We start from the raw sequence: 18,369 nt of genomic DNA, 5'->3' as shown, positions 1-18,369 counted from the left end.
TTAGCCTGACCCGGCGGGCCGGCATCGCACCGGGCACCGCGAACTGGGGAACCGCGAACTGGGGACGCGGCGACGGCCACCCGCGGCCGTCCCGCGAGGAGCACCGCACCGCGCGCCGGAACGACACGTCCGGCCGCGCGACACGGGGAGAGCACGTTGCCGAGGACCGACACCATCGCACGGGAATTCCTGCGCTACCTCTACGCCGAAGACCACTTCCGCCCCGAGGTCGCCGCCTTCCTGCGCAGCGCCCGCGCCCTCGCCCTCGCACCCCCGCCCCACGCGGGCGAACTCGCGGCCGCGCTGGCCCTGCTCCGCCACCACCACCTCGTCGCCACCACCGGCGATCCCGACGACGAACTCCCCCACCGCGCCGGACTCACCGGTTCCGGCCTCATCTGCGTCAGCGAGCACGACGCCGACCCCCGCGCCTGGCGCGACTCCACCCGCCTCGATCCGAGCCCCGCACCCCCCACCGTCATCGGCCCGCGCCACTCCGCCGAACCCACCACCGTCCCCCCCGACGCCCTCGACGGCATCGCCCGCGTCGCCCGCGTCTGCCTGCTCGCCCTCCCCACCGTGCACGCCCGCTACGGCGAGGACGAACAGGTCCAGCGCACCGCCCGCGCCCTCTGGGCCGCGGCCCGCACCAGCCGCCCCGACCCGCGCCGGGTCCGGCACCTCGCCGCCCGGCTCCGCGCCGAACTCACCACCGGATCCATGGCCAACACCCTCGGCATCGTCCTGCTCGACGGCCTCGACGAAGCCGTCCGCGAAGCCCAGCTCCCCGACCCACCCGTCCCCCGACCCACCCGCTCCGAACACCCCAGGTGAACACCACCACCCCACGACCCGCGGCCGCGGCCTCGTGCGGCCTGCTCGCCACCGCCACCGCACTGGGCACCGGCCACCTCGCCGCGGCCCTGTTCGAACCCCGCTCCTCCCCCGTGGTCGCCGTCGGCAACGCCGCCATCGACCGCACCCCCGAAGCGGTCAAGCAGTTCGCCATCGCCACCTTCGGCGAAGCCGACAAGACCGCACTGCTCGTCGGCATGAGCCTCGTCATCGCGGTCCTCGCCATCACCGCCGGGCTCCTGTCCCGCCGCAGCCCCCTGCCCGGCAGCGCGATCATCGGCGCCTTCGGCCTGCTCGGCATCGTCGCGGTCTTCTCCCGCCCCGACCTCGGCGCCCTCGCCGTCCTCGCCCCCGCGGTCGCCACCCTCGCCGGCGTCGCCTCCTTCCGGCTGCTGCACCGCGCCGCCACCCGGCCCCGCGACACCGCCACCGGCCGCCGCCGCTTCCTCACCACCGCCGCCGCCCTCGCCACCACCGCCGGCGTCACCGCCGCTACCGGCACCCTGCTCACCAGCGGCCGCGGCGCCGACAACTCCCGCCGCACCATCGCCCGCGCCCTCACCACCGCGCGACCCCGACCCCTCCCGCCCGGAACCGACTTCGCCGACGCCGGAACCCCCACCTTCCTCACCCCCAACAGCGACTTCTACCGCGTCGACACCGCCCTCACCGTCCCCCGGGTCGACCTCGCCGACTGGCGGCTGCGCGTGCACGGCATGGTCGACCGCGAACTCGACCTCGACTTCGCAGCCCTGACCCGCTACCCGCAGACCACCAGCACCATCACCATGACCTGCGTGTCCAACGAGGTCGGCGGGCCCTACGTCTCCACCTCCCAGTTCACCGGCATCCTCATCCGCGACGTCCTCCTGCAGGCGGGCGTGCGCCCCGGCGCCGACCAGGTCTTCAGCACCAGCACCGACGGCTTCACCGCCGGAACCCCCACCGAAGCCCTCCTCGACCCGCGCCGCGGAGCCCTGCTCGCCTACGGCATGAACGGCCAGCCCCTGCCCGACGAGCACGGCTTCCCCGTCCGCATGGTCACCCCCGGCCTCTACGGCTACGTCTCCGCCACCAAGTGGCTCACCGACCTCGAACTCACCACCTTCGACAAACCCGCCTACTGGGTCCAGCGCGGCTGGGGCCGCCTCGCCCCCATCAAGGTCCAATCCCGCATCGACAGCCCCAGCGGCTTCGCCCGCGTCCCCGCCGGACGCACCACCATCGCCGGCACCGCCTGGGCCCAACCCATCGGCATCGACCGCGTGGAAGTCCGCGTCGACGGCGGCCCCTGGCAAGACGCCCGGCTCTCCGCGGACGTCAACCCCAGCACCTGGCGGATGTGGCGAGCCGAGGTCGAGCTCACCCCCGGCGGCCACACCATCGAATGCCGCGCCACCGACCGAGCGGGCACCACCCAGACACCCCGCCGCGCCCCCGTCCTCCCCGACGGCGCGACCGGCTGGCACTCCGTGTTCTGCACCGCCCGCTGACCGTCCCCATCGGACGCGCGCCGAAAAAGATCCCGATCGCACCAATCCACCCCACCCACCGCCCCGAACACCAGACGAGACAGCGGGCCACCGCCCACCCCGACCCAGGGAGACACCACCCCATGCGCATCCGCCGCACCACCGCGATCACCGGAACCGCCGCCGCCCTCGCCCTCGCGCTCAGCGCCTGCGGCCAGGGCGAGCAGTCCTCCGAACCGGCCGCGCAGCCCCCCGCTCCCGCGCCCGCACCCGCCCCCGGCGACGCGCAGGACACCCAGCCCGCCGCCAACGGCGTCACCACCGCCGACGACGTCTTCGGCCCCGGCTGCGCCCAGGTCCCCACCGACCCGAACGACCCCGGCTCCGTGCAGGGCATGATCGACGACCCGGTCGGCACCGCCGCGAGCAACAACCCGCTGCTCACCAAGCTCACCGCCGCCGTCCAGGCCGCCGGGCTCGGCGACACCCTCAACAAGGCCGACACGCCCTACACCGTCTTCGCCCCCGCCGACCCCGCCTTCGACGCGATCCCCGAGGACCAGCTCAACCAGCTGCTCAACGACCCCGCCCAGAAGCAGAAGCTCACCGACATCCTCACCTACCACGTCGTCCCCGAGCGCATGGACGCCGAGGGCCTCAGCCAGGCCAAGACCGTCCCCACCGCCCAGGGCGAGCAGCTCACCATCGAGGGCTCCGGCGACGACCTCAAGGTCAACGGCGCTTCCGTGCTCTGCGGCAACGTCCCCACCGCCAACGCCACCGTGTTCGTCATCGACAAGGTCCTCATGCCCGGCATGTGACCCCACCACACGACCGGGGTGTCCCGGCCCACGTGCGGGCAGCGCTGCCGAGCGCCGCCCGCACGTGGTGTGCTTCCATCCACCCGTGCCCGTGGTCAGCCCGAATTCCCAGCGACGCGACCGGAAACCACCCACCGCCGCCCGCGCCGAACTCGACGCCGCCGACATCCGCGACCCCCGACTGCGCGCCGCCTACCTCCACTGCCGCCGCCTCAACGCCCAGCACGGCCGCACCTACTTCCTCGCCACCCGGCTGCTCCCCCCACCCCGACGCCCCGCCGTGCACGCCCTCTACGGCTTCGCCCGCTGGGCCGACGACATCGTCGACGACACCACCACCGCACCCGGCACCCGCCACGCCGCCCTCGACCGCGTCGACGACGACCTGCGGAACGCCCTCGCCGGAGGCACCCCGCACCACCAGGCGCTCACCGCTCTCGCCCACACCGCGCACCGCTACCAGTTGCCCGGCACCCTGTTCACCGATTTCATGCGCTCCATGCGGATGGACCTCCACACCAGCGGCTACCCCACCCGCGCCGCGCTCGACGACTACGTCCACGGCTCCGCGGGCGTCATCGGTCTCCAGGTGCTGCCCGTTCTCGGCACCACCGCCCCACGCGACGAAGCCGCCCCCCACGCCACCGCGCTCGGCCACGCCTTCCAGCACACCAACTTCCTCCGCGACGTCGGCGAAGACCTCGACCGCGGCCGCGTCTACCTCCCCGCTGACGAGCTCGCCGCGTTCGGCGTCGACGCGGAACGCCTGCACTGGTGCCGCCGACGCCGCCGCCCCGACGGGCCCGTCCGCCGCGCCCTCGCCGACCAGGTTGCCCGCACCCGCGCCGTCTACCGCCAGGCCGAACCGGGGATCGACCTGCTCCACCCCACGGCCCGGCCCTGCATCGCCACCGCCCTGGTGCTCTACCGCGCCATCCTGGACCTCGTCGTCGAATCCGGGTACCAGGTCTTCGCCGACCGCCTCGTCGTCCCCACCCCCACCCGGCTCAGCATCGCCGCGCCCGGCCTGCTCACCGCCCTCGCCACCCGCGCCCGCCACCGGAACCACCCGTGACCGGCGTCCCCGGGCTCTTCGACCACGGCGGCCGCGGCTACGACGCCCTCGTCGCCGCCAATCCCGGCTACCACCGCCACCTCACCCGCGCCGCCCACCTGCTCGACCTCCCGGGCGGGGGCGCGGGCCTGCACCTGCTCGACCTCGGCTGCGGCACCGGCGCCTCCACCCGAGCCCTGCACCGCGCCCTGCCCGCCGCCACCATCACCGCCGTCGACGGCTCCTCCCGGATGCTCGACCGCGCCCGCCGCAAGCGCTGGCCCCGCACCGTCCACTTCGTCCACGCCGACGCCCGGCACCTGCCCGAAGCGGGCGTGCACGGCCCCTTCGACGGCATCCTCGCCGCCTACCTGCTGCGCAACCTCCCCGACCCCGACCACGGCCTCCGGCTGCTGCACGACCTGCTGCGCCCCGGTGCCCCGCTGGCCGTCCACGACTACTCGCTGCCGCGCCGCCTCCCCGACCGGTTGCTCTGGCACGCGATCTGCTGGACCGTGATCATCCCCGCCGGAGGGCTCGCCACCGGCTCCACCGACCTCTACCGGCACCTCTGGCGGAGCGCCCTGCGCTTCGACTCGCCCCCCGAACTCCTCGCCCGGATGCGCCGCGCCGGGCTCGCCCGGCCCCGCGCCGTCCCCACGACGGGCTGGCAACGCACCCTCACCCACACCTTCCTCGGAACCCGGCCCCATGACTGAGCCCCGCCGCACCACCGATCGCGGCGCCGTGCGCCACCCCGCCCGTCCCGGTGCCGAACGCCCCACCGGGCCAGCGCCCCGCGTCGTGGTCATCGGCGCTGGCATCGCCGGGCTCGCCGCCACCGCCTGCCTGCGCGATCGCGGCGTCGAGGTGGTCCTGCTCGAACGCGAACCGCACCTCGGCGGCCGCGTCGGCGGGTGGAACACCACGCTCGCCGACCGCACCACCGCACCGATGAACCGCGGCTTCCACGCCTTCTTCCGCCAGTACTACAACCTCCGGCGCCTGCTGCGCCGGGCCGACCCGCAGCTCGCCGGGCTCACCGCGCTGGCCGAGTACCCGCTGCTCAACGCCGCGGGCAGCACCGACACCTTCGCCGGGCTCCCGTCCTCCCCGCCCTGGAACGCGCTCGGCTTCGTCGCCCGCAGCCCCACCTTCCGCTGGCGCGACGTGCTCGGCATGGACCTTCGAGCGGCCGCCGCCCTCGCCGACGTCCGCGTACCGGAGAACTACGCCCGCCTCGACCACCTCAGCGCCACCGAGCTCCTGCGCCGCATCGGCTTCCCCGCCGCCGCCCGCCACCTCGCGTTCGAGGTGTTCTCCCGCAGCTTCTTCGCCCCACCGGAGCAGCTCTCCGCGGCCGAGCTGGCGCTCATGTTCCACCTGTACTTCCTCGGTTCCTCCGAGGGACTCCTGTTCGACGTCGCCGCCGACTCCTTCCCCACCGCTCTCTGGGAACCGCTGGCCGAGCACCTCACCACGCGCGGCGCGGACATCCGGCGCGGCACCGAGGTCCTGGCCGTCTCGCACGAGGGGCCGCGCGAGTTCGCCGCACACCTGGACGGGGGGACCGCGCTGCCCGCGGACGCCGTCGTGCTGGCCACCGAGCTGCGCGCCGCCCAGCGGCTGCTGGGCCGCTCCCCCGGGATCGGGCACCGGGCCTGGCGGGACCGCATCGCGGGACTGCCCTCCGCCCCGCCGTTCCTGGTGTCCCGGTTCTGGCTGGACCGCGCGGTGCGCGCGGACCGCCACCCGTTCCTCGGCACCAGCGGCTTCGGTCCCGTGGACAACATCAGCGTCCTGGAGCGCTACGAGCGCAGCGCGGCCCGGTGGGCCCGCGACCGCGGCGGCTCGGTCGTCGAGGTGCACTGCTACGCGCTGCCCGAGGACGCCACCACCGCCGGAATGCGCTCCCGGGTGCTCGCCGAGCTGCACCGGATCTACCCGGAGACCTCGGGTGCCCGGGTGCTCGACGAGCGCCACGAGCTCCGCGCGGACTGCCCGCTGTTCCCCCCGGGAGGCTTCGCCGGCCGACCCGCGATCGGCACGCCGGAACCGGCGCTCGTGCTGGCCGGAGATCACGTGCGGGTGGACCTGCCGGTGGCGCTGATGGAACGCGCGGCCACCACCGGGATGCTCGCCGCGAACCGGCTGCTGCGGGGCTGGGGGCTGCGCGGCCACGACGTGTGGACCGTCCCGGTGCGCGGCCGCTCCGCCCTGTTGCGGATGGCAGCGCGGTCGGCCTGAGGCGTCCCTCGTCCTCAGCTGGCCGTTGGTTTGGTTCTTCGCGATTTGATTTCACTCAACACTGAAGCGACTGTACTAAATAAGCGAATTGGCCGGCCGGATGGGAGTTCAGCGGAAGGGGAAATCACTCCTGCTCAGGCCCGCTCGGCCACCGCTGCCCCGGAGGCTCCCGTCGGTCACGGCGGAGACGCGCGCCGGAAGGCGAGGCTCATGGCGGTCGGTGCCGCCGGCGCGGCGGCACCGACCGAGTTCAGCGTCCCGAGCGGTGGCGCAGCTCGTACCGTCGTTCGGCGTAGGCCAGGTCATCCCGCCACAGCCGCAGCGCCGCTCGCCGCATCACCGGACGCAACCCGCCCGCCGCCGCGCGGGCGAACCGGAAACCGGGCCGCGTCGAGTGCGCCACCACCGCCTCGATCACCGCCGTCGTCGGACGTCCGGCCGAGTTCCGGCCCAGCGGCGTCGCGTGCGTCTCCACCACGCTGCCCACGCCCTCCCCCGACACGATGTGCATCACGACCGTGCGCGGCTCGGGGGCGGTGAACGTCGCCCGCACCGGCACCCCCACCCCCCGGGCCAGCCGGAACGACACCGCCACCTCGAACTCGTCGCACGCCGCGTCGGGCTCGCGCAGCACCTCCAGGTTCGCGAAGGAGTACGGGTGGAACCAGGAGCCGTGCCACGGGTCGAGCCGGTTCGCCACCACGTCCGCCGGTTCGCACACCCCGATCGCGGTGGCCACCGCGTCGATGCTCTCCCCCGGTGGCGGTCGGCGCGGGAGCACCGGCGCGGCCAGCGGCGGTTCACCGCCGATCTCGTCGAGCCGGACCCAGGCCAGCACCCCGTCGTCGTGCGCCGGGTAGGTCCGCCATCCCGGCGAGCGGGCACCCAGGCACATCCCGTGCCAGCGGCAGATCAGGTCCCCGGCGTGCACCCGCGCCTCGCGCAGCGGAGCGCCGAGGTGCGGGCAGGCCCCGGCTCCCACCCGCAGCTCGCCGCCGTCGCGCCAGGCCACCAGCTCCACGCCCGCCACGGTGCGCCCGAACGGCCGGTCCCCCACCACCTCGCGGCTCGCGCCCAGCACGAACCAGTTCCCGGAGGGCCGCGCCCGCGCCCGGTCCAGCGCCGCCGCGATCAGCTCCGGCGCCGCCTGTCGCCAGGTGCCCTCCTGCTCCGCCCACCGCGGCGCCCGGATCCGGCGCAACGGCAACCGCTCCTGCCACGACCTGCCAGCAACCATGCTCGCCTCCCGCGCGGGAGCGTAGTCGCGGGACCGATTCCGCCGCCCGCGCAAGGGTCTCCCGACCCGGATCGGGTGTGCGACCGGCCCCGGGCGGGTAACGCGGAACCGACGGGGAGGAACGGGGAGGAGTCACGCCATGCCCGCAGGAGCGAACCGCAAGCATGAGCGGCAGTACGAGCACATCAAGGAGAGCGCCCGCGAACGCGGCAGCAGCGAGAGCCGCGCCGAGGAGATCGCCGCCCGGACCGTGAACAAGAACCGCGCCCGCAGCGGCCAGGCCCGGCAGCGCAGCAGGACCTCCGTGGAGGACATCTCACCGCAGCGACGCGGCGGGCTGCGCTCCGGCAACCGGATGGGTCCCGGCGGTCGGACCAAGGACCAGCTGTACCAGGACGCGCGGCGGGCGGGCGTCGAAGGGCGTTCGAAGATGACCAAGGCCGAGCTGGAGCGCGCGCTGGGCGCTCGCTGAGCGCCGCTCAGCGCTCCGGCTCGCCGAGGGCGGCGACCGCGTCGCGCACGCAGTTGCCGAGATCCTCGGCGGCCGCGGCCGCTTGGTCCAGCGCCACGTGGGCCGCCGCGGGCCGGGCCGTGCCGGGCGTGGCGTACCGCAGCGCGAGGTCGTCGAGCGCGTGCGCGAGCCGGTGCCCGCGCACGGCGACGTCCAGCAGCGCGTCCCGCACCGTCGGCTCGGCCCGCTCCGCGACGGGCTGGCCGCGCGCGCCCGGAATCCGGCCGCGGGCCTCCGCGCGGCGCGCGCTCTCGATCGCGGCGTCGATCTCCTCGCCCGCCCGCAGCGCGTCGCGCGCTCCAGCCGCGCCGCGAACCGGACCGGACGCGGCGCGCCGCGATCCGTCGCGTCCTCCCGAGGCGCTGCCCGTGCTCATGTCAACATCCCCCCGAACGCATCTCGCGCACGTCTGAGCAGTGATCATCCCATCGTGCTGGACCGGTTCAGCGGTGCTGACCGGCTGCGCGAGGATTACCCAGATCGGGGGAACAACACACTCGCGGAGGGCGGAGGAACCGGGTTCCTCCGCCCTCCGCTCGCCGGATCCGGAGATCAGGGCGCCTGCACGATCCCGGCGCCGATGTCGGTCGCGGGCAGCGGGAGCCGACGCGCGTTCTGCGACAGCCGCGCCCACAGGCCCCAGGCGCGCTCGGGGTGCTGCTGGGCCAGCAGCGCGGCGACTCCCGCGACGTGCGGGGTGGCCATGCTGGTACCGCTGAGCTTGCGGTAGCGCTCCTGCCCGGGCCAGCTGGAGTACACGTCCACGCCGGGACCGACCACGTCGACCTGGCCGATCTCGTCCACGGTGCCGCAGGAGAAGTCGGCGATGGCGCCCTGCTCGTCGATGGCCCCGACCGCGAGGATCGACGGGCAGTTCGCCGGGTGCCCGACCGGCGCGATCGTCCCGGCGGAGCGCTGGCTCTCGTTGCCCGCCGCCGCCACGATCAGCGCGCCGCGCTGGATCGCGCGCTGCGCGACGCGCTCGAAGGCGTCCGAGAACGGCTGGCCCGGCTGGGTCGGCGCGCCCAGCGACATGGAGATCACGCTGACGCCGTTGGAGATCGCCCACTGGATGCCGGACAGGATCCCGCCGTCGGCGCCGGAGCCCTCGTCGCTGAGCACCTTCCCCGCGTAGATCGACGCCTCGGAGGCGATGCCGTAGCCCGGCCCCGACTGGGTGGTGCGCGGACCGCAGGCGGTGCCGATGCAGTGCGTGCCGTGCCCGTGGCCGTCCTGGGCGTCCTGGCCCTCCACGAAGGACTGGGTCACGACGTCGCGCCCGGCGAAGTCCGGGTGCTGCTGGTCGAAACCGGTGTCGAGCACCGCGACCCGGATCCCGGCGCCGGTGGGCGCGCTGCGGTCCGCGCGCACCGCGCGCAGGCCCCAGGTGACCTCGTCCTCGGCGGGCGGTTGCGGCGAGCCGATGGCGAACACCCGGCGCTCCGCCTCCAGGGCCGCCAGCGGGGTTCCGCGCTCCCCGACGGAGCCGCGCAGCGCGGTGACCTGTTCGTCGTCGGCGTCGATGAGCGCGACGCCGAGCTCGTGCAGCACCACTCCCCCGGCGCTGCTGAACAGTTCGCCGGGCGCGGCACCGGCGGCGTCGGCGGTGCTGGCGGTGCGAATGCCCGCGAGCCTGGTCAGCTCCCGGGCGCCCAGCACGGTCGCGTCGTCCTCCAGCAGGACCAGGTAGCGACCGGTGGTCGCGTTCTCCGCTGTGGTCATGATCGCCCCTTGCTCTCGCTGACAGGTTCCCCCTTGAGGTAACTCCCGTCCCACCCGTCACGGCAAGACGCCGGTCGTGTGTGGATCTCGTGCCTCGATTCCCCGGAACGAAGGGAAAATCTCCATTCGCCATCAGTGCGTGTGACCCCTGATCGGCGATTCGGCCACGGAGCGTTCCACCGGACTTGCGCGCGGTCGCACACTGGGAGCGACGGAGCCGTCCCTCCGCGCCGGGCGCGGAGCACACCGATCGAGGTGGCGCATGGACAGCACGACCGAGCACGTGATCGTCGTCGGGGTGGACGGCTCGGAGCCGTCCCGGGCAGCGCTGCGCTGGGCGCTGCGGCAGGCGCGGCTCACCGGCGCGCGGGTGCGCGCCGTCGCGGCCTGGGAGTACCCGGCCTTCTACAGCTGGGAGGGCGGCCCGATGCCGCCGGACGACTTCCAGGACGCCGCGCGGCGGAACCTGGACGAGGCCGTGGACGAGGTGGCGGGCGCGGCCGCCGGGGTGGAGCGGTCGGTGGTGCAGGGGCACTCGGCGCAGGCCCTGCTGGAGGCCGCCTCCGGGGCGGACCTGCTGGTGGTCGGCAGCCGGGGCCACGGGAGCTTCTACCGCACGCTGCTGGGGTCCGTGAGCCAGCGCTGCGCGGTGCACGCGAAGTGCCCGGTGGTCATCGTCCGCTGATCCCCGCGATGCGCCGTCCGGTGGTCACCCGGCCACCCGATCGGCGGCATCCCTCCACAATGGACTTCCGGGTCAATTCGCTCGACCGCTGCGCGGCGGCGCAGTAGCGTCCCCGGCGTGGCGGCGGAGAAGGTTCTGGTCACCGGCAGCGCCGGGCACCTGGGTGAGGCGCTGGTGCGCAGCCTGCGCGCCGAAGGGCGGGAGGTCGTCGGGCTCGACCTGCTGGAGTCGCGGTTCACCACGGCCACCGGTTCGATCACCGACCGGGCCCTGCTGCGACGCCGCCTGGCCGGGGTGACCGGCGTGCTGCACGCGGCGACCCTGCACAAGCCGCACGTCGGCTCGCACGACCGGCAGGCGTTCGTGGACACCAACGTCGCGGGAACCCTGGCGCTGCTGGAGGAGTCCGCGGCCGCCGGGGTGCGCTCCTTCGTGTTCACCAGCAGCACCAGCGCCTTCGGCCGGGCCCTCTCCCCCGCCGAGGGCGCCCCGGCTGCGTGGATCACCGAGGACGTGCCGCCCGTGCCGCGCAACGTCTACGGCGTCACCAAGATCGCCGCTGAGCAGCTCTGCGAACTGGTCCACCGGGAGCTGGGGCTGCCGGTGGTGGTGCTGCGCGTCGCGCGGTTCTTCCCGGAGGACGACGACCGCGACGAGGTCCGCGCCGCCTACGACGGGCTCAACACCAAGGTCGTCGAGTACCTGCACCGGCGGGTGGAGCTGCACGACGTGGTCTCCGCGCACCGGCTGGCGCTGGCCCGCGCGCCGCGGCTCGGGTTCGGGCGCTACGTCGTCAGCGCGACCACCCCGTTCACCCCGGCCGATCTGACGGAGCTGCGCGCCGATGCCCCGGCGGTCGTCCGGCGGCTGTTCCCCGACCAGGAAGCGGAGTTCGCGCGGCGGCGCTGGCGGATGTTCCCCGCGCTGGACCGGGTGTACGTCAACGACCGCGCCCGAACCGAGCTGGGCTGGGTGCCGGAGTACGACTTCCGCCGGGTGCTCGACCTGTTGCGGGCCGGCGAGGACGTGCGCAGCCCGATGGCCAGGGCGGTCGGCGCGAAGGGCTACCACCAGCACCCGCACGGCGTGTACACGCGGTGAGCCTCACAGCCCCTTGAACGGGTGCGCGGTGGCGATCAGCACGGCGGTCTCCCCCGGGACGATCTCGCCGCGCTCGTGCAGGGAGTGCAGCGCGGGCAGCACGATGGCGCTGGCGCCCTCCAGCAGGATTCCCGCGCCGGCCAGCCGCAGCCTCGCCCGCTCGACACCGGTGTCGACGACGACCGGGCTGCCCCCGGACTCCTCCAGCACCTGCCAGGCCTGCGCCGTGGTGGAGTCCCCGCCGATCGAGGGGGTGCTGGCCGCGCTGCCGGGGAACGAGTCGTGCACGCTCGCGCCCGCGCGCACCGCGCTCAGCCTCGGGAAGGGTTCTACCAGGTGAACCCGGGGGCAGGGCTGGTCCCGGCGCCGCGCGGCCTCGCGCAGGCCGAGGTGGACGCCCGAGGCGAGGTCCCCGCGCGCCGTCGGCAGCAGCACGTGCTCCGGCAGCCGCCCCAGCCCGTCGGCGATCTCCCAGCCGATCGGGCGCATCGAGTCGACCCCGAACGGGCTGCTGCCCACGACCGGCCGCGCGTGGTTGGTCACCGCGAGCAGGTCCGGCTCCGCGCCCCGCTCGCGGACGAAGTCCCAGCGCTGCTCGGCGGTGTCGAACAGGTACAGCCGGGCCCCGGCCGCGCGCACGGCGGCGGCGACCGGGGCGGGCACCTCGCGGGTGACGGCGAGCTCGCAGCCGAGGCCGGAGGCGGCGGCGTAGGCGGCCAGCGACACGGCCGCGTTGCCCGAGGAGGCGGCGACGATCCCCGCGTACCCGGCGGCGGCCGCGCGGCCCGCGGCGCCGCTGCTGAAGCGGTCCTTGTGCGAGCCGGTGGGGTTGGCCGACTCGTTCTTCACCCACACCTCGATCCCCGCTGGTGCCAGGCCCGGCACCAGCGGGAACAGCGGGGTGCCGCCCTCGCCGAGCGTGCGGGCGCCGAGCACCGCGAGCTCGCCGAACGAGTCGCCCTCGAAGCGGCAGCGCAGGTTCGCCGGGGTGCCCCGGTCCAGGCAGTGCGGGCAGCCCGCCGGGTGGTCGGCCACCGGCCAGGACCGGCCGCAGCGCGGGCAGCAGAGGTCCGCGAGTCGTTCGTTCATGACGGGCCGGGCGGGCGGGATGCGGTGCATGGCGCGGGCTCACGATCACTAGGACGGCGACTGCGCACACTGTAGAGCCCGGCGCGGACGTCCCTCGCGCCCGGCGAAGGGGCGTCCGCCCGCCGCGGGATCAGCCCACCGCCACCACCGGCGAGGTGCCGAGGACGCCGCCGTCGGCGTCCAGCGCCCGCACGCCGACGAAGGCCGCGGTGCCGGGCACGTCGATCCGGGTCTCGAACCCGGCGCGCGGGGCGTCGAGCACGGGGGTCAGGTGCTGCTCGTCCGGGCCGGTGAGCACCCGCCAGGACGCGACCTCGGTGGCCCCGTTCCAGCTGGCGTACACGCTGGTCACCCCGGCACCGGACCGCCCGGCCGCGGCCGGGGCGTCCCGCGGCCTGCCGACCCAGGCCGAGCGGAACGCGCGGTAGGAGGTGATGGAGTCGACGAACTTCCCGTGGAAGAGCACGCCGCCCTGGCCGTCGAACTCGGTGAAGTAGGGCTCCCCGCCCCAGCCCACGAAGAAGTGCCCGTCGCCGAGCAGCTGGGTGTTGCCCTGGTTCGGCGCCAGCAGGCCCTCCGGGCTCTCGTGACTGCGCACCACCTCGGCGCTGCGCGCGGTCTCGTCGACGCGCAGCGACAGCGCGCGGGAGCGGCCCCGGCCGGGCGCGGCGGCGGCGTTGTCGAACAGGGTGAGGGTGCCGTCCCCCCGGCGGCGGCAGTCGTGCTGCCAGGCGAACGGGGCGTCGGGGCCCATCTCGAAGTCGCTCCTCCTGCCGTTGAGGCGCCAGGTCACCTCACCGGTGGCTCGGTCGATCCGATAAACGGCGTGGGTGCAGCGCGCCGAGACCAGCAGCGCGTCGCCGTCCTCGCAGACCGAGTTGAGGTGGATGTAGTCGAACCACTCCTCCGGGTCCGCCGGAACCGGGTAGAAGGACTCCTCCACCGCGACGTGCTCCAGGCTGCGCCACTCGAACAGCAGATCGCCGGTGGCGATGTCGATCTCCTGCACGACGCCTTCGAGGACCTTCGCGTTCGCCGCGCCGCCGACCGGGGTGGTGTCGGCCCGCACCTCCGCGTAGACGATCACCAGCGCGGTGTCGCGCGGGGTGAGCACGAACTCGTGCATGTCGCCTCGCAAGCCGTTCGCGGGGCGCACGGTCGCGATCCGCTCGTAGCTCTCGTCGACGACGGCGAACTGGCCCTCGCCGAAGCCCGGCGGGACGTGGATCGCGCCCTCCCACCAGGTCAGCACCGGCTTGCCCCGGTACCGCTGCACCTGCATGTCGGCGATGACGCCCTCGGCGGGCCGGTTGAACCACACGGGCTGCCCGAGATCGTCCATGATCAGCGCACCGGGTTGGAAATCGGCGCGCGGCGCCGCGGCCTCGGGGTCGAGCTGGTTCGCCCCGGCCGGGGTGAGCAGCAGGTAGCCCGGTTCGACGCCGCTGGCGGGGGTGCTGATCTCCACCTGCGGCGGGCTCAGGTCGGGGCGGCTCACGAAGGTGTGGCCCGCCCGGCTCCCGGCGCGCGGCGCGGCGGCCGCCACCGCCGCGGTGCCGGTGCTCGCCAGCGCGGGGACCGCGGCGGCGGCAGCCAGCATCCGCAGCACGTCGCGGCGCCCGAGGGTGGTCCGGTCAGGGGTGGTCGTCATCGGTGGGCTCCTCGGAGGGGTCGTCGCCTGACTGGGGCCGCTCCGCTCGGGGCCCGCGCGGAGCGGCGCGCCCCGGACCGCCCCGGCGGGGCCGCTCCGGGGCGTCACCGGGGGCTCAGGCCCCCGCGAACGGGGAGGGGAATCTGCCCTCGTTCTGGACCCGCTCGGCGAGGTCCCGGATCGAGGCGGAGTCGTTGAGGTGCGGGAAGTCCTCGTGGGGGACGTCGACGCCGAGGAACTCGCACAGCGGCTCCCAGCCCTGCCCCACCTGGTACTCCAGCAGGCGGTCGGCGGGGACGGCGGCGCGGACCTCCGCGTTGTGCCGCTCGAAGACCGCGATGGCGTGGTCGCGGTCCTCGAACCGGCCGTCGAAGGTGCCGTTCCAGATCATCCGCTCGATCGTGGGGCGCAGCTTCGCGGTGAACGGGTCGGTGCTGTCGCCGGGCGGATCCCGCACGAACTGGTAGATCGTGTTGTAGGTGCTGTCGTACCAGCGCTGCGGGTCGCGGGTGGTCAGCAGCACCTTCGCCTCGGGGTACGCCTCGACGAGCTCGCGCCAGAACGCGCAGCCGGGCCAGTCCACCGTGGACTGGTAGCCCGCGAGAACCCGGTCCCAGTCGGCGTCGCCGTCCAGCGCTCGCGCCCAGTCCCGCATCCGGTCGGGCTCCGCGATGACCTCGAACATGTGGTAGCAGGGCCCGAAGCCGAGGTGCTCCAGCGCGCCCTTGATCGACGCCGTGCCGGTGCGACCGAACCCGGCTCCGATGATCTCCACCATGGGTCGTTCTCCTCCTCGTGCTCGTGCGGGTGCCCGGACGCGCCGGTCTCAGCGCGCCTCGGTGATCATGATCGCGCCGACGGTGGCGCGGGTGGCCTCGTCGATGAGCAGCCCGCCGCCGGTGAGGCGGTTGCTCGCGTAGGGGTCGCAGAACACCGGCCGCGCGAGCCGCAGCCCCACCTCGCCGATGTCGTTGAGCCCCAGCTGCCCAGCCGGATCGCGGCGCAGCGTGGTGACGTCGACCTGGTGGCGGATCTCGGTGGCGAGGGCCTTGACGGTTCGCGTGGTGTGCTTGAGCAGCAGCCGGGAACCCGCCCGCAGCACCGGGCTGGCGGCCATCCAGCACACCCGCGCGGAGAGCTCGGTGGCCGCGGTCGGCGGGTCCTCCGGCGCGCACAGCAGGTCGCCGCGGCCCACGTCGATCTCGTCGGCCAGCCGCACCGCCACCGACTGCGGGGCCCTGGCCTCGGCGAGCGCGCCGTCGGCGGTGTCCACGGCCGTCACCCGGGTGCGCAGCCCGGAGGGCAGGTGCAGCACCTCCGCGCCCTCGTGCACCGTTCCACCGCTGAGCTGTCCCGCGTAGCCCCGGTAGTCCCGGTCCGGCGCGCGGATCGCGTACTGCACCGGCAGCCGGAAGCCGCCCGCGGCCCGGTCGTCGTCGATCCGCACCTCCTCCAGGTGCTCCAGCAGCGCTGGCCCGTCGTACCAGGGCATCGTGGCGGCGCGGTGCACCACGTTGTCGCCGCGCAGCGCCGAGATCGGGATCGCGGTGACGTCGCGCGGCTCCAGCTCCCCGGTGAACCGGGCGAACTCGGCGGTGATCTCCTCGAACGCGGACCGGTCGTAGTCGACGAGGTCCATCTTGTTCACCGCCAGCACCAGCCGGGGCACTCGCAGCAGCCCGGCGAGCACCGCGTGCCTGCGGCTCTGCTCGGTGAGCCCGTTGCGGGCGTCGACGAGCACGATCGCCAGGTCCGCGGTGGAGGCGCCGGTGACCATGTTCCGGGTGTACTGGGCGTGGCCCGGGGTGTCGGCGATGATGAACGCCCGCCGCGCCGTCTCGAAGTAGCGGTGCGCCACGTCGATGGTGATGCCCTGCTCGCGCTCGGCGCGCAGCCCGTCGGTGACCATCGCGAGGTCCAGCGACTCGTCGCCGCGCTCCGCGCCCGCCAGCTCCAGCATCTCCAGCTGGTCGGCCAGCAGCGAGCGGGAGTCGTGCAGCAGCCTGCCGATCAGGGTGCTCTTCCCGTCGTCGACGGCTCCGGCGGTGGCGAACCGCAGCAGGCTGTCGGCGGGGGCGAAGGTCGGCTGCCCGGCCTCGGTGGGCAGGCTCATCAGAAGTACCCCTCTCGCTTGCGGTCCTCCATCGAGGCGGCGCCGGCGCGGTCGTCCGCGCGGGTCTGGCCGCGCTCGGTGACCTTGGTGGCCGCGATCTCGGCGATCACCTCGGGCACCGTGGTGGCCGCGGACAGCACCGCGCCGGTGCAGGTCATGTCGCCGATCGTGCGGAACCGCACGGACTTCTCGATCAGCGCCTCGTCCGGATCGCGCTGCACGAAGGGGCTGTCGGCGAGGTACATGCCGTCGCGCAGGAAGACCTTCCTGCGGTGGGCGAAGTACAGCCCGGGCAGCTCCACCCCGTCCTGTTCGACGTAGGTCCAGATGTCGCGCTCGGTCCAGTTCGACAGCGGGAAGGCGCGCACGTTCTCGCCGGGGGCGATCAGCCCGTTGTGGAGGTTCCACAGCTCGGGGCGCTGGTTTCGCGGGTCCCACTGGCCGAAGGCGTCGCGGAAGGACAGCATCCGCTCCTTCGCGCGGGCGCGTTCCTCGTCCCGGCGGGCACCGCCGAACAGCGCGTCGAAGCGGTGCTCGGCGATGGCGTCGAGCAGGGTGACGGTCTGGGCGCGGTTGCGGCTGGCGCCGCGCCCCTCCTGCTCGACGACGCGCCCGGCGTCGATGGAGTCCTGCACCGAGGCCACGACGAGGCGCACCCCGAGCTCCTCGGCGCGCCGGTCGCGGAACTCCAGCACCTCCCCGAAGTTGTGGCCGGTGTCGACGTGCAGCACCGGGAACGGGATCGGCGCGGGCCAGAACGCCTTCTCCGCCAGCCGCAGCAGCACGGCGGAGTCCTTGCCGCCGGAGAACAGCAGCGCGGGCCGGTCGAACTCGGCGGCGACCTCGCGGATCAGGTGCAGCGCCTCGGATTCGAGCACGTCGAGGCGGGACAGCGGCGCGGGCATCAGCGGCTCCCCTCGGCGCGCCCGGTCGCCGCGCGCGCGGCGGACAGCAGCGGTTCGGCGAGCTCGGGCCGGCACACCAGCAGGTCCGGCAGCCACGGATCGTCCCGGTCGTAGCGCAGCGGGGAGCCGTCCAGCCTGCTGGCGTGCAGCCCGGAGGCGCGGGCGACGCCGACCGGGGCGGCGCTGTCCCACTCGTACTGGCCACCGTCGTGCAGGTAGGCGTCGACGTCGCCGAGCACCACGGCGGCGATCTTCGCGCCCGCCGAGCCCATCGGGACCAGTTCCGCGCCGAGGGCGGCGGCCACCTCGGCGACGAACTCCGGTGGGCGGCTGCGGCTGACCGCGATGCGCGGCGCGCCGGAGCGGGCGGGTGGCAGCGGCGGCGGGGCGCCGGTGCCGAGCACCCGCCCGGCGACGGGCAGCGCGACCGCCGAGGCGATGACCTCGTGGTGCTCGGCGAGCGCGACGTGCACGGCCCAGTCGCCGCGGCCCGGTTCGGAGAACTCGCGGGTGCCGTCGAGCGGGTCCACGATCCACACCCGCCCGCCCGGTTGCCGGGCCGGTCCGGCGAGGCCGTGCTCGGAGAGCACCGGGTCGTGCGGGCGCTGCTCGCCCAACGCGGTCACGAGCAGCTCGTGGGCGGCACCGTCGCCCTCGTCCCCGAGGGTTCTGCCGTCCACTTCGGACTTCCTGCGGTCGCGGAGGTCCAGCAGGCACCGGCCCGCCTCGCCCGCCAACCGCGCGGCGAGCCCGTGATCGTCGTCCGGTTCCACCCGGTTCCTCCTTCCGCGCCGGCGTCGATTCGTCCTCCCACCGGGGCCGGCGCCCGATCGCGGGAGGAGGTTCCGGGCGTCGCGACGGCGGCAGCCGCGGTCAGCGGTCCACCGAGGCGCACCCCGGACAGCG

Annotated in this window: 18 protein-coding genes; 9 read left to right on the top strand and 9 right to left on the bottom strand. The window is 74.7% G+C overall.

Features of this window, described 5'->3' with window-relative positions; translation table 11 throughout:
- Nucleotides 1-156: 156 nt before the first annotated feature.
- The 6 genes from ACL03H_RS11100 (at nucleotide 157) to ACL03H_RS11075 (ending at nucleotide 6,449) form a co-directional block, all read left to right on the top strand.
- Nucleotides 157-834: a hypothetical protein gene (locus ACL03H_RS11100; protein ID WP_412811079.1), complete on the top strand. Its 678-nt coding sequence runs from the start codon at nucleotides 157-159 to the stop codon at nucleotides 832-834.
- Nucleotides 831-2,348 (top strand): molybdopterin-dependent oxidoreductase, encoded by a 1,518-nt coding sequence (locus tag ACL03H_RS11095; protein WP_412811078.1) that lies wholly within the window; start codon nucleotides 831-833, stop codon nucleotides 2,346-2,348. The genes ACL03H_RS11100 and ACL03H_RS11095 overlap by 4 nt, the downstream gene beginning before the upstream one ends.
- Before the next feature lie 122 nt (nucleotides 2,349-2,470).
- Nucleotides 2,471-3,148 carry a fasciclin domain-containing protein gene (locus tag ACL03H_RS11090; protein WP_412811077.1) on the top strand — a complete coding sequence of 226 codons (678 nt, stop codon included), beginning with the start codon at nucleotides 2,471-2,473 and terminating at the stop codon, nucleotides 3,146-3,148.
- Between the two features lie 91 nt (nucleotides 3,149-3,239).
- A complete protein-coding gene (locus ACL03H_RS11085; RefSeq protein WP_412811181.1) occupies nucleotides 3,240-4,223 on the top strand; it encodes a phytoene/squalene synthase family protein in 984 nt (327 codons plus the stop codon).
- A complete protein-coding gene (locus ACL03H_RS11080; protein WP_412811076.1) occupies nucleotides 4,220-4,921 on the top strand; it encodes a methyltransferase domain-containing protein in 702 nt (233 codons plus the stop codon). The genes ACL03H_RS11085 and ACL03H_RS11080 overlap by 4 nt, the downstream gene beginning before the upstream one ends.
- Complete coding sequence (locus tag ACL03H_RS11075) at nucleotides 4,914-6,449, top strand: FAD-dependent oxidoreductase (protein ID WP_412811075.1); 1,536 nt, start codon at nucleotides 4,914-4,916, stop codon at nucleotides 6,447-6,449. The genes ACL03H_RS11080 and ACL03H_RS11075 overlap by 8 nt, the downstream gene beginning before the upstream one ends.
- A gap of 250 nt (nucleotides 6,450-6,699) precedes the next feature.
- Here ACL03H_RS11075 and ACL03H_RS11070 read toward each other — a convergent pair whose 3' ends face one another.
- The gene (locus ACL03H_RS11070) at nucleotides 6,700-7,686 is read right to left on the bottom strand and encodes a DUF5914 domain-containing protein (protein ID WP_412811074.1); all 987 of its coding nucleotides are present in this window, start codon (nucleotides 7,684-7,686) and stop codon (nucleotides 6,700-6,702) included.
- 139 nt (nucleotides 7,687-7,825) lie between these two features.
- Between ACL03H_RS11070 and ACL03H_RS11065 the strand changes: the two genes are divergently transcribed.
- On the top strand, nucleotides 7,826-8,158 hold the full coding sequence (locus ACL03H_RS11065; protein WP_412811073.1) for a plasmid stabilization protein: 333 nt from the start codon (nucleotides 7,826-7,828) through the stop codon (nucleotides 8,156-8,158).
- Nucleotides 8,159-8,165: 7 nt separating this feature from the next.
- On the opposite strand, the gene ACL03H_RS11060 is transcribed toward ACL03H_RS11065, so the two are convergent.
- Nucleotides 8,166-8,573, bottom strand: a complete 408-nt coding sequence (locus ACL03H_RS11060; RefSeq protein WP_412811072.1) for a hypothetical protein — start codon at nucleotides 8,571-8,573, stop codon at nucleotides 8,166-8,168.
- 176 nt (nucleotides 8,574-8,749) lie between these two features.
- Entirely contained in the window at nucleotides 8,750-9,919 is a 1,170-nt protein-coding gene (locus ACL03H_RS11055) for a S8 family serine peptidase (RefSeq protein WP_412811071.1), read from the bottom strand.
- Nucleotides 9,920-10,181: 262 nt separating this feature from the next.
- On the opposite strand from ACL03H_RS11055, the gene ACL03H_RS11050 reads away from it, so the two are divergent.
- Both ACL03H_RS11050 and ACL03H_RS11045 read left to right on the top strand, forming a co-directional pair.
- Nucleotides 10,182-10,604, top strand: coding sequence for a universal stress protein (locus ACL03H_RS11050; protein WP_412811070.1), 423 nt, complete (start codon nucleotides 10,182-10,184; stop codon nucleotides 10,602-10,604).
- A gap of 117 nt (nucleotides 10,605-10,721) precedes the next feature.
- Complete coding sequence (locus ACL03H_RS11045; protein WP_412811069.1) at nucleotides 10,722-11,705, top strand: NAD-dependent epimerase/dehydratase family protein; 984 nt, start codon at nucleotides 10,722-10,724, stop codon at nucleotides 11,703-11,705.
- Nucleotides 11,706-11,708: 3 nt separating this feature from the next.
- Here ACL03H_RS11045 and ACL03H_RS11040 read toward each other — a convergent pair whose 3' ends face one another.
- From ACL03H_RS11040 to ACL03H_RS11015, 6 genes are all read right to left on the bottom strand, one after another.
- Nucleotides 11,709-12,824 (bottom strand): threonine synthase, encoded by a 1,116-nt coding sequence (locus ACL03H_RS11040; protein WP_412811068.1) that lies wholly within the window; start codon nucleotides 12,822-12,824, stop codon nucleotides 11,709-11,711.
- Between the two features lie 100 nt (nucleotides 12,825-12,924).
- Nucleotides 12,925-14,445: an arylsulfotransferase family protein gene (locus tag ACL03H_RS11035; RefSeq protein WP_412811067.1), complete on the bottom strand. Its 1,521-nt coding sequence runs from the start codon at nucleotides 14,443-14,445 to the stop codon at nucleotides 12,925-12,927.
- Nucleotides 14,446-14,560: 115 nt separating this feature from the next.
- Nucleotides 14,561-15,223, bottom strand: a complete 663-nt coding sequence (locus tag ACL03H_RS11030) for a sulfotransferase family protein (RefSeq protein WP_412811066.1) — start codon at nucleotides 15,221-15,223, stop codon at nucleotides 14,561-14,563.
- 48 nt (nucleotides 15,224-15,271) lie between these two features.
- The gene (locus ACL03H_RS11025) at nucleotides 15,272-16,558 is read right to left on the bottom strand and encodes a sulfate adenylyltransferase subunit 1 (RefSeq protein ID WP_412811065.1); all 1,287 of its coding nucleotides are present in this window, start codon (nucleotides 16,556-16,558) and stop codon (nucleotides 15,272-15,274) included.
- Nucleotides 16,558-17,463 (bottom strand): sulfate adenylyltransferase subunit CysD, encoded by a 906-nt coding sequence (gene cysD / locus ACL03H_RS11020; RefSeq protein ID WP_412811064.1) that lies wholly within the window; start codon nucleotides 17,461-17,463, stop codon nucleotides 16,558-16,560. The genes ACL03H_RS11025 and cysD overlap by 1 nt, the downstream gene beginning before the upstream one ends.
- Entirely contained in the window at nucleotides 17,463-18,236 is a 774-nt protein-coding gene (locus tag ACL03H_RS11015; RefSeq protein ID WP_412811063.1) for a 3'(2'),5'-bisphosphate nucleotidase CysQ, read from the bottom strand. Before ACL03H_RS11015 ends, cysD begins: the two co-directional genes overlap by 1 nt.
- Nucleotides 18,237-18,369: the final 133 nt, after the last annotated feature.

Origin of the sequence: Saccharopolyspora antibiotica (assembly GCF_047200635.1) — a bacterium.
Taxonomy (GTDB): Bacteria; Actinomycetota; Actinomycetes; order Mycobacteriales; family Pseudonocardiaceae; genus Saccharopolyspora_C.
This window is presented reverse-complemented; position numbering and strand designations above follow the sequence as displayed.

Coding starts and splice junctions, on each gene's coding strand:
- ACL03H_RS11025 (WP_412811065.1), bottom strand. CDS start 16,558: ATGAGCCTGCCCACCGAGGCCGGGCAGCCGACCTTCGCCCCCGCCGAC.
- ACL03H_RS11035 (WP_412811067.1), bottom strand. CDS start 14,445: ATGACGACCACCCCTGACCGGACCACCCTCGGGCGCCGCGACGTGCTG.
- ACL03H_RS11030 (WP_412811066.1), bottom strand. CDS start 15,223: ATGGTGGAGATCATCGGAGCCGGGTTCGGTCGCACCGGCACGGCGTCG.
- ACL03H_RS11090 (WP_412811077.1), top strand. CDS start 2,471: ATGCGCATCCGCCGCACCACCGCGATCACCGGAACCGCCGCCGCCCTC.
- ACL03H_RS11070 (WP_412811074.1), bottom strand. CDS start 7,686: ATGGTTGCTGGCAGGTCGTGGCAGGAGCGGTTGCCGTTGCGCCGGATC.
- ACL03H_RS11075 (WP_412811075.1), top strand. CDS start 4,914: ATGACTGAGCCCCGCCGCACCACCGATCGCGGCGCCGTGCGCCACCCC.
- ACL03H_RS11060 (WP_412811072.1), bottom strand. CDS start 8,573: ATGAGCACGGGCAGCGCCTCGGGAGGACGCGACGGATCGCGGCGCGCC.
- ACL03H_RS11040 (WP_412811068.1), bottom strand. CDS start 12,824: ATGCACCGCATCCCGCCCGCCCGGCCCGTCATGAACGAACGACTCGCG.
- ACL03H_RS11065 (WP_412811073.1), top strand. CDS start 7,826: ATGCCCGCAGGAGCGAACCGCAAGCATGAGCGGCAGTACGAGCACATC.
- ACL03H_RS11050 (WP_412811070.1), top strand. CDS start 10,182: ATGGACAGCACGACCGAGCACGTGATCGTCGTCGGGGTGGACGGCTCG.
- ACL03H_RS11055 (WP_412811071.1), bottom strand. CDS start 9,919: ATGACCACAGCGGAGAACGCGACCACCGGTCGCTACCTGGTCCTGCTG.
- cysD (WP_412811064.1), bottom strand. CDS start 17,463: ATGCCCGCGCCGCTGTCCCGCCTCGACGTGCTCGAATCCGAGGCGCTG.